The sequence below is a fragment of the Stenotrophomonas sp. CFBP8980 genome, assembly GCF_034046095.1.
GTDB lineage: Bacteria > Pseudomonadota > Gammaproteobacteria > Xanthomonadales > Xanthomonadaceae > Stenotrophomonas > Stenotrophomonas lacuserhaii.
Genome location: NZ_JAXCXF010000007.1, coordinates 224,554 through 232,772 on the forward strand (window position 1 = coordinate 224,554; position 8,219 = coordinate 232,772).

Genomic DNA, 8,219 nt, shown 5'->3' on the forward strand with positions numbered 1-8,219 from the left:
TTGCGCATGCGCGCTCGCCGAGCATGGCCCAGCGCTACCCGGCTGGGTTCGCAGCATGCCCTTGGTAGCGCCGAGCCATGCTCGGCGGGGGCATCGTGACGCGGCAACGAACGGCCGCCGAGCACGGCTCGGCGCTACCGGTATCCCGGCTGGCGGGCGCTGGCCGACCACGAGCGCACGCCCAGCATCGCCAAGCCGATGAACACCACGTACAGCGCGGCGGTCACGTGCAGTGACTTGAACAGGTACACGCCGATATAGATCACATCGACGAAGATCCACAGCCACCACGCCGCTACGTGCCGGCGCGCCTGCCACCACTGCGCGACCAGGCTCAGCGCCGCCAGCAGCGCATCCAGCCACGGAATCGCCGCGTCGGTGAGGGTGTGCATGCCGGCACCGAGCGCCAGCCCGAAGGCCACGCCGATGCCGAGATCACGCACTACATGCTGCGCCGGCAGCGGCACGATGCTCACCCGGCCATCGGCCTGCGCGCTGTGCCGCCAGCTCATCCAGCCGTACACCAGGAAGCCACCGAACACGACCTGCAGCAGCGTGTCCGAGTACAGGCGCGCCTCGGCGAACACCAGCGCATACAGCGCCACCGAGGCCAGCCCGATCGGCCAGCCAATCAACCGCCGCCGGGTCATCAGCCACACACCGACGATGCTCAGCGCCGCAGCCGACCATTCCAACAGTTCGGCGTTCATAGCGCGATGGTGACCGACAGGCGCGCCTGCCGCGGCGCACCGGCGAACAGGTAGTAATCGCCGGCGCTGCTGCCGGTGTCACGCCAGTAGAATTTGTCGAACACGTTGTCCACCGCCAGCCGCCATGTCACCGGCTGCTGGCGCAGCGTGTGCTGGTAGCGCAGGCCCAGGTCGACCACGCTGTAGCTGGGCGCGCGCACGCTGCCATCCACCGTGGCGGTGTTGGATGAGGCATAGCGCCAGCCGCCGGTGACGCCCACGCCGGCGGCGAACGGCAGCGCGTAGTCCAGGTGCACGGTGGCCCGCGTCTTTGGCACGTTGACCAGCTGGTGACCTTCGTAAGCGGCGGTGGCGGTATCGCGTGCACGCGCCTGCAACACACTGGCACTGGCCGTGACCTGCAGCTGTTCGGTGAGGTGTCCGTTGGCGGTCAGCTCCAGCCCGGTGTGGGTCTGCTGGCCTTCCTGCACGAAGGTGAAGCCGGCATCGCTGTCATCGGCACGGGCGTACTGGAAAGGCTGGCTGGTGCGGAAGAGCGCCGCGCCAAGGGTCAGCGCATCGGTGGCGCCGTACTTGATCCCCACTTCCAGCTGGCGCGACAGCACCGGCGGCAGGAACTCACCCTCGTTGGACGTCCAGAACGGGGCCTCCTGCCCCAGCGAAATGCCGCGCACGTAGCTGACGTAGGCATTCACCTGGTCGGTCGCGTTCCAGATCAGCGCGGTCTGCGGCAGGAAGCGTGAGATCCGGCTGTGGCGTTCCGGGTTGCCGCGCTTGTCGTAGGCACGTTCGTGCAGCCGCACCATGCGCCCACCGGCCAGCCACTGCCAATCATCGCCGAAGCGCATGCGGTCCAGCACGAACAGGCCATCCTGGCGGCTGTCCAGCCGACGCACGGAGGCACCGGGCTGCAACGGGGAAGGCGCGAACACCGGTACCTGCGGGTCATGGATGTTGGCCGTGCCGACGTACTCGTTGACGTTCTGCCGCTTGTCCACCGTGCGCCGGAAGGTGTCGGCGCCAATGCTCAACTGATGGGTGACGCGGCCGATGTCGACGCTGCCGCGCAGCTCGGCGCGCAGTTCCTGGTTGACCCGGGTGTCGTCCGGGCTGCGGTAATCGTAGATGTCGTAGTCGCCGTTGGGCGCGAAGTAGTTGCCCGGCACGCTGCCGTCGGCGCACTGCGCGGCGTAGTAGCAGCCGTAGGCGAAGGCCACGTTGTCATCGATCACCGAACGGCTGTGGCTGGCCGACACCCGCGATTGCCAGCGCGGCCCCAGCTCAAAGGTATGCAGGGCGGTCAGGTTGGTACTGGCGATGCCGACCGGCTGCTGCCACGGCTGGTAACCGAGCATCTTGGAGCGGTCCACGCCGCGCGGCAGCTCGGTTGCGCCCAGCAGCTGGAAGCCCGATGCCGAGCGCTGTGCGCTGGTCTGGTAGTTGGCATCCACTTCCAGCTTGCCGCGTTCGCCGATCAACCAGTCCGCGGCCAGCGAATAGAAGTTGCGCCGCCCGTCGGCGTGGTCGATGTAGGACGCGCTGTCTTCCCATGCGGCATTGACGCGCACGCCGAAGCGCGGCGTCAGCCAGTGGCCCACGTCCACGGCGGTGTAACGGGTGCCTTCCGAATCGGTGCCCAGGGTGACGGTGCGCACTTCGGCGGTGCGCTTGCCGACGTAGTTGATGATGCCGCCCGGCGCCATCACGCCGGCAGCCAGCCCGGCTTCGCCCTTCAGGATTTCCACCTGCTGGATGTTCTCCAGCGCGAGGCGCTGCTCGCCGGTGGTGGCCAGGCCATTGAAGCGGTAGCCGGTGGCGGTATCCAGCGCGAAGCCGCGGATTGCGATGTTCTGGTAGTAGCCAACCGGTGCGTAGCTGTCGCCCAGCGAGGCATCGTTGGCAGCCATTTCGCTCAGCGTGCGCACCTGGCGGCTGTCCAGCAGGGTGCGGTCCAGCACGTTCACCGAGGCCGGGGTGTCCTTCCAGCTGGCCGCACCGAAGCTGCTCGACGGCATGGTGGCGGCCGGCGCCTGCTGGGCCTGCACGCGCACGGCAGCCAGTTCGGTCGGTGAGCGGTCGGGGACATCGGCAGTGGCATCGGCCGCGTGCAGCGGCAGCGCGGCGCAGAGGGCAATGGTCAACAGCGTGGGGCGCAGGCAGCGGTTCATTCGATTCGTCATCAACAGGAAGAAAGACGAAGCGACGGCGCGCGCGCAGTGACCCGATGGGTCCATGTGCTTGCAGCTCAAAGCTCCCTACGCCGGTGCAAACCGGATCAGGTTCCAAGGGACTCTCTCAGCCTGGTCAAACCAGGCACCCCCGCTTCAGGCGCTCATTTCACACCAAAACGGCCGAAGAAGCGAATCAGCCGCTCAGGCAGCGCTGCGGAGGGTGGCCAGCAGGCCTTGCCCGGCGGGCGTGCGGAACCAGTCGGCGTGGCCGAGCAGGAAGGTGCGGTAGGCCACGTCGGCGTTGGCGCGGGAGCCGGTGATGGCGTGGAAATACTCAACTTCAGACAGCGCGAAATCCAGGTGCACCACGGGCAGCAGGTCGGCCAGCAGCCGGACCTGGTCGGCCGAAAGCGCACGCGCATCGCGGTAGCCGACCAGCAGCGCCAGTGCGATGTCACCGCGCACCGCCTGCGCGCCACGGTCCAGTTGCAGCCACGCGATGGCATTGCGCTCGATCGCCGTGGCCAGGTCGTACAGCGCGCTGGTGGGCGAGGCCAGCCCGAAATCGAGCACGCTGCTGACCGTGGTAGCGCCGCTGCCGATCTGCCAAAGCAGGTTGGACACATGCCAGTCGTTGTGCCCCCACAGGCGAGGCTCGGCGGCCAACCGCGTGGCGAGTCCCATGTGCCAGGGCAGGATCGCGCGCTGCAGCTCGGCCTGCCACGGCGTGTCGGCCAGGTAAGCGGCCAGCCCGGGACGGTCGGGCAACTGCGCGGTGAGCGCCGCGAGCGGGTCCTCGGCGCGGATCAGATCATCGCGGGCCACCAACAGGTGCGTGGCCCGCTGCGGTGCGTGGAAGCCTTCTGCGGCGGTGTGCAGCAGGGCCAGCATGCGCCCGGCCTGCCAGGCCTGTTCGACGCTGGCCGGTGGCGTCCATGAGGGCACGTCGCGGTACAGGTCCTGGCCGATGCCTTCGGCGTGCACTTCGAAGGTCCAGACGCCGTGCTCGAGTGCGGTCGCGCCATTCTGATCGGCAATGACCTGCACCACCGGCAGGCCTTGGGCCGCCAGATGGGCGATGAAGCGATGTTCTTCGGACAGCACCGCGGCGCTGCGCACGCTGCAGTGGTGGCGCTTGATGAAAAACCGCCCCTGCGGCGCCTGCACGAGCGCCGCCGCGGAAAACGGCCGCGGGCTGTGCCACAGCAACCGGCAGTCGCCCTGCAGCTCCACGAAACGCCGCTGCAGCCACGCGATCTCGCCGGCGCTGATCGCAGGCCAGTCGGGTGGGACCTCGTCGTTGTCGAGACCTTGGACGTGGTGGGCGGGGCTGTTCATCGGATATCGGTCGGGCGAGGGGGCATGCGCACGGCAAGCTGCCCGCGCGGCGCTCACATGGTAAGCCGTCGGGCCACCCGTGGGACGGTGCGCAGAATCATGTTTCTGTGTCCAATAGGCGGCCTACCCCCTGCGCAACCGGGCGATACCAGATGCGCTTGATCCTGGAGGCCAGGTAGTTGGACGCCCGTTCTGGGCTTTCAGCAGCCCTCCCATGCATGAGTGCTCCCGTCCCGATCCGGCGAGGTACATCCCACGGCGTTACGCCTTCGCGGCGCAGGGATACAGCAGATTTACTTTCGAATTGCTTCCATGGCATCGGCTGCGCCGTTGCGTTGAGATGACATACCCGCCGTTTCCCGACGGTACGGTGTCAACGCTGGTCAGTCTCTCGTTCAGCGATGCCCCGTTGCTGCCTTGAACCCCTTGGGGCAGTGGTGGTAAGGGCCGGCCCCCCGCCGGCCCTTTTTCTTTCGAGGCGGCAGGGCTGGCTCGCGGTGGTGGATGGGCAGCAGCGGGAGGACATGACTCTGCGCCTAATGGATGACGATTCGTCAGCGTTGTCACGGACCATTTAGAAGTTCTTCGATACCGCACGAAAGCAGCAGAAAATATCGTGAAGCCTGAATTCTCCAAATCGGCTGACGACATGAAAACCTCGATTTCCAATCGACACGCTTTAGCGCTTGCGGTCAGCAGCGCACTCCTGATGACCTCTTGGAACACTGGCGCCACACCGGTGGTGGCCGATGGCGTACACCGCGAGGTGTCGGACATTGACGCTGACAGCGACGTGCGGGATTGGAGTCACGGCCTGTCGGCGGTAAATGGCGGAACGATCACTGCGACCGATGTCCGCGCGGCAGGCAACGGGGCAAACAGCTCCCACGGCGTCCACGCCGAGGGAAGCGGAAGCCGTATCGACTTCACCGGCGGCGAATCAAGCACCGCGGGATTCCAGAGCAATGCAGTGAACGCGCGCCTTGGCGGAATGGTGGTTGTCTCCGGTGCAGCTCTCTCCACGTCGGGCACCCAGTCGGCGGGAATGAAGTCGATAACTGAGGGATCTGCAGTTGCCTTCTCTGACGTGGATATCGCGACAAGCGGACGCGGTAGTCATGCCATGCTCGTCATGGAGCAGGCCACCATGACCGGCGCCAATGCTCGTATCTCCACGACCGAAGAAGTAAGTGACGGCGTGCACGTGCTGGGGGGATCAAGCTTTACGGGCACAGGCTTGCAGATTGAAACGACCGGCGCCCAGTCGCGTGGCGTGGCCACGGGCGATGCCGGCTCGCGGCTGACGATCTCTGACAGCTCGATTGCCACCTCAGGGATGGTGGCCCACGGCGCCCGTGCGCGCGACGGTGCGCTCCTGGAGATGACGGGCATGCAGGTTAAAACTACCGGCGCACGCAGCAAGGGCGTGGACCTACAGGGCGGCACTGGTGTGATCATCGGCTCGTCGTTCGAGTCTGCGGGCCATGGTCTGGATGTGTGGCAGGGAGGTTCAGGTGTCATCACGGACAGCGACTTCACGACCACCCAGGCCGATGCGTTTGGACTGCGGGTGATGCAGAGTGGCTCGCTGGACGTGCAGGGAAGCTCGATCACAACGCTCGGTGCCAATGCGCATGGCGTGGTGGCGTCTGCAAACGGGGCGGCAGAGCTTGCCGACACCCGCATCGAAACCCTGTCCAACCTGGCCGATGGGCTCAATATCCAGGATGGGGGGACGGTGATTGCTACGAATGTCGATATTCTCACTCAAGGTGGAGTGGCCTATGGCATCAAAACCGTAGGCACTGGCAGCAGCGCCGTTTTCACCGGTGGCTCCATCCGGACCGAAGGCGAGTCTTCGGACGGAGCGGAGGCTGCGCAGGGGGCTACGGTACAGATCGACGGCACGGAGATCGCTGGGACGGGCGCCTATGTGATCGGTGCGGGCGCAAACACGGGCGGGCAGGTGGAGGTGCGCAATGCATTAATCATGTTGGGCGGCGGCACCACCCAGCATGGGCTTGATGCACGCGACGCGGGAAGCCGTGTCGCTGCATCCAACACGACGGTCGATATGTCCGGCTACAACGGATCGGGGCTTTTTGCGAGCACGGGCGGCGAAATGAACGCGACCGGCATGACCGTGACCACCTCTGGTGAGATGGGTGATGCAGTGCGCGTTGGGGACGGCACGATGACCATCGCCAACTCCACCCTCTCCACCACCGGGGACTATTCCAACGGCGTGCGCACCGTGTCGGGCGGCCAGACAACCGTGGTGGGCTCTGGAATCAGCACCCAAGGTAAGGATGCTTATGGGGTGAAAGCCGAGGGCGCGAATTCGCTGGTTTCCTTGTCAGGCGGTGAAATCACCACGACGGGAAGTGCGGCCAGGGCGATCTCGGCGGAAAGTGGTGCAAAGGTGACGGTGGACGGCACGATCCTCGGCACCGCCGCGCTTGAGGGGCGGGACGCGCACGGTGTGTATGTGGCCACCGGCGGTTCGGCCGAACTTGCCAATGCATCGATCACGACCACCGGAGAGCGGTCTCGTGGCCTGCTCAGTGACGGCGTGGATTCGACGATCACGGCGACCAACACTGCAGTGCATACCAGTGGGCTGCAGTCCTTCGGCGCGATGGCCATTGCAGGCTCTGGCATTGACCTGGACCGCGTGGACATCACCACCACCGGTGACAGCGCGGATGGCCTGTTCGCCAACCAGGGCAGTACGCTGACCGCCAACAACATCAGGGTGGCGACGTCGGGTGCCGGTTCCATGGGCATCAATGCCAACTCGGGTGCAACGATCGACGTCACTGGCGGTGATATCAGGGCGCTGGGCGCGGATGCGCGCGGTATCCTTTCCACGGCGGGGGCCACGGATATCAACTCGGTGCGGGTGACCGACACTCAGATCCTGACCGGCTCGGCCGCCGCCATCGAGGTGCGCGATGCAGGTCTTTCCCGTGTCGAAGTGACGAACTCTCGTATCGAAGGCGGCGGCGGCCTGTTGATGACCGACGGTGCGGGGTCAGTGGGCCAAAGCGTGCTGCAGGCTCAGCGCTCGGAGCTCGTGGGCGACATCGTGTTCAGTGATGGCTACGACGCGGTTGTCGATCTGTCTGAGGCAACCACGCTCAAGGGTGCCGCTCAGAACGTTGCCCTGATGGACCTGAAAGACAGCGCGTGGGACATGACCGGTGACTCGCTGGTCGGAACGCTGTCAGCCAGCAACAGCACCATCGCGTTCAATCATGACGACGGGGCATTCAAGACCCTGACCGTGACCGGCGATTACGTGGCCGACAACGCGGTTCTGCAGATGAACACCGTGCTCGGTGACGAAACCTCGCTGACCGACAAACTGCACGTGCTCGGCAGCACCTCCGGCCAGAGCAGCATCCTGGTCAACAACGTGGGCGGGCAGGGCGCGGAGACCTTCGATGGCATCCAGCTGGTGCAGGTGGATGGCGATTCGGCGGGTGTGTTCAACCTGCTGGGCCGCGCGGTGGGCGGCTCGTACGAGTACTTCCTGCATCAGGGCGGGCTGACTGATCCAACCGATGGTGACTGGTACCTGCGCTCGGAGCTGCCGGTTGAGCCACCGGTCGACCCTGTCGATCCGCCGGTCGATCCGGTGGATCCCGTTGACCCGGTCGATCCGCCAGTCGATCCCGTCGATACGGTTGACCCGATTGATCCGCCGACCGACCCGATCGTCATCGACCCACCGGTGGACCCGGAGATCGTTGATCCCCCGGTCGTGCCGCCGCCGACCAAGATCTACCGCCCGGAAACCGGCGCCTACCTGGCCAACCAGGCCGCAGCAGTGGGTATGTTCGACATGACCCTGCATGAGCGTCTGGGCGAGCCCAACCTTGCGCAGCGGCTGAAGTCGGACTACACGCTCAACTCGGCTTGGGTCCGCACGACCTCAGACCACACCCGGTTCAACGCGGGCGAAGGCCAGTTGGACGTGGCCAGCCGCCAGTCGATG

At 65.9% G+C, this 8,219-nt stretch carries 4 protein-coding genes and 1 riboswitch; of the genes, 1 reads left to right on the forward strand and 3 read right to left on the reverse strand.

Features of this window, described 5'->3' with window-relative positions; genetic code table 11:
- Nucleotides 1–134 precede the first annotated feature (134 nt).
- The 3 genes from pnuC to SOM47_RS14950 all read right to left on the reverse strand — a co-directional run bounded on the left by pnuC (nucleotide 135) and on the right by SOM47_RS14950 (nucleotide 4,219).
- Nucleotides 135–710 (reverse strand): nicotinamide riboside transporter PnuC, encoded by a 576-nt coding sequence (gene pnuC, locus SOM47_RS14940; protein WP_200888434.1) that lies wholly within the window; start codon nucleotides 708–710, stop codon nucleotides 135–137.
- Nucleotides 707–2,878 carry a TonB-dependent siderophore receptor gene (locus SOM47_RS14945; protein ID WP_320506018.1) on the reverse strand — a complete coding sequence of 724 codons (2,172 nt, stop codon included), beginning with the start codon at nucleotides 2,876–2,878 and terminating at the stop codon, nucleotides 707–709. Before SOM47_RS14945 ends, pnuC begins: the two co-directional genes overlap by 4 nt.
- A 67-nt stretch (nucleotides 2,879–2,945) precedes the next feature.
- Nucleotides 2,946–3,041, reverse strand: a riboswitch (TPP riboswitch).
- A gap of 41 nt (nucleotides 3,042–3,082) precedes the next feature.
- Nucleotides 3,083–4,219, reverse strand: a complete 1,137-nt coding sequence (locus tag SOM47_RS14950) for a phosphotransferase enzyme family protein (RefSeq protein WP_320506019.1) — start codon at nucleotides 4,217–4,219, stop codon at nucleotides 3,083–3,085.
- A gap of 616 nt (nucleotides 4,220–4,835) precedes the next feature.
- Here SOM47_RS14950 and SOM47_RS14955 point away from each other — a divergent pair.
- A partial coding sequence (locus SOM47_RS14955) for an autotransporter outer membrane beta-barrel domain-containing protein (RefSeq protein ID WP_320506020.1) occupies nucleotides 4,836–8,219 on the forward strand: 3,384 nt, incomplete at its 3' end.

Bases quoted from the DNA above. Each gene is read 5' to 3' on its own strand.
- pnuC (WP_200888434.1), bottom strand. From the start codon at position 710: ATGAACGCCGAACTGTTGGAATGGTCGGCTGCGGCGCTGAGCATCGTC.
- SOM47_RS14950 (WP_320506019.1), bottom strand. From the start codon at position 4,219: ATGAACAGCCCCGCCCACCACGTCCAAGGTCTCGACAACGACGAGGTC.
- SOM47_RS14945 (WP_320506018.1), bottom strand. From the start codon at position 2,878: ATGAACCGCTGCCTGCGCCCCACGCTGTTGACCATTGCCCTCTGCGCC.